This is a genomic window from Pedobacter cryophilus, from assembly GCF_005116455.1.
Taxonomy (GTDB): domain Bacteria; phylum Bacteroidota; class Bacteroidia; order Sphingobacteriales; family Sphingobacteriaceae; genus Pseudopedobacter; species Pseudopedobacter cryophilum.
In genome coordinates, this window is record NZ_SWBP01000012.1 from 1 (window position 1) to 1,621 (window position 1,621).

A 1,621-nucleotide genomic window follows, 5' to 3' on the forward strand; every position below is an offset into this window, starting at 1 on the left:
CCAATCATTACCCAATTAGCTTTCCAAGAAATTTGTTTTGTAGCCAGTAACACTTATAGCTTACCTACTTTAACAGCAACAGATAATTGCAGCGTTGCTAGTGTGAATTATGTATTGAGCGGAGCAACCAGCAGAATAGGAACAGGAACAGATGCAAGTGGAACTTTAAACACAGGTTTAACCACCATAAGCTGGACAGTTACAGATGTAAATGGAAACGTAAGCACATCAAGCAATGATATCCGCATTTGGCCATTACCAGTATTAAGTATTACGCCAAGCAATGCAGATGCATTCTGTAATGAAGTAAGCTTAACTCCAAGTTCAAGCATTCCAGCAGTAGCTTACCGTTGGATGTACAACAACACTTTATTTTCAAGTAGTGAAGTATTGAAGTTAAGTATCGCAAATGCAGATGGCAACTACCAATTATTTGTAACCGATATCCACGGATGTGTGAACACACAGATAGCTAGTTACAACTTCCAAAAAGAAGGAACAGTAAGCAGCTACACCATTTTAGGTATTAGAGAAGTAAAATTGGGAGAGAACAATAAAGTACTTTCAGGAAGTGTTGGCGCAATGGGCTACAAAGGAAAGATAGATATTAAGAAGAACAGCAGTGTAGCAGCAGCCGGAGCATTTGTAAAAGCTAAGTCTATTAAAGTTCAAAGTCCATCAAACGTACCTACAAAAATTTATGCACCAGTTGTTACCAGTTTACCAACGATGCAATACTTTACAGGCAGTACCAAGAACTTAGCTAAAGTAACAGCAAACACCAACAATTCGACCTTAACAGGCAACTACAAAGAGTTAACGGTAAAATCAGGAAAGACGGTAACTCTAACCGGAAACTTGTTTGGAAAGATAGAGATAGAAGAAGGGGCAACAGTAACGTTTACCTCATCAGTTATCAATATCCAAGACTTAGAAGTAGAAGGCGGAGAATCAAAATCGAAATATACACCAAACTATACTCAAGTAATCTTTAGTACAGATGCAATAGTAAAAGTGAGCGATAAAGTAGATATTGAGAGAAGGAGTAATATCAATCCAACAGGGAAGAAAGTAATTTTCTATGTAGGAAGTATGAAAGATCATGGTAAATACAATAGCAATTCGCATGATGATGATGACAGATGCCCAAGCCGAGGTAAAGATCATAAAGATGATGACGATGATGATGATGATCATGAAGGAGAATACGGAAACGGCGAGTTCAAAGTCAATGGAGGTGAATCTATTGTCAATGCGAGTGTTTATGTACCAACGGGAAAAATCAAAGTTAACGGAGGTGAGAAATCAACAACCAGTATGACAGGAATGTTCATTGCAGAGAAAGTAGAAAGCAGTGAGAAGAATGTAAACTGGAATGGCTTTAGTTGCAGCGCAGCGGTTGCAGCACCAGCGATCTTTGCAGTAAACAGTGTAAATACAGCTAAAGATCAAACGGAAGTAAGCTTTAAATTGATAGAAGAGCCATCAAAATTAGTGGCTTATCCAAATCCATTTGCAAGACAAACCACGGTAAGTTTCAGCATCCCTTACCAGGAAGACAATGCAGTATTAGATATTTACGATCTAAAAGGCACCAAAATCCAGAGCTTGTTTAAAGGGA

Annotated in this window: 1 protein-coding gene; it reads left to right on the forward strand. The window is 38.3% G+C overall.

The window, feature by feature from the left end:
- On the forward strand, positions 1-1,621 hold a 1,621-nt coding region (locus tag FA046_RS17370), incomplete at both ends, for a hypothetical protein (protein WP_205943694.1).